1 pseudogene is annotated in these 243 nt (G+C 73.3%); it reads right to left on the bottom strand.

The window, feature by feature from the left end:
• Positions 1-207: pseudogene (locus BIV23_RS42195) on the bottom strand (polyketide synthase); the annotation flags it as partial.
• Between the last annotated feature and the right edge of the window lie 36 nt (positions 208-243).

The following is a 243-nucleotide window of genomic DNA, read 5'->3' as shown; positions in this document are numbered from 1 at the left end:
CGAACCCTGGCCCGGGAACACCCACACCACCTTGCCCGGCCCACCCGAACCAGCGCTGCCGACCACCACGTTGGAGACACGCTCACCCCGCGCCAACGCCTGCAGCCCGGCCAGCGCCTCCCCCTCCGAACCGGCCACGACCACCGCACGCTCGCTCAACAACGCACGGCTGGAGACCAGCGCCCCGGCGACATCCGCCAAAGGCACCCCGTCCGCCCCCTCGACGAACGACGCGAGCCGACC

This window comes from Streptomyces monashensis (assembly GCF_001866665.1).
GTDB classification, from domain to species: Bacteria; Actinomycetota; Actinomycetes; order Streptomycetales; family Streptomycetaceae; genus Streptomyces; species Streptomyces monashensis.
Note: the sequence above shows the minus strand (reverse complement) of the source record. Positions and strands in the feature narration are given on the sequence as shown.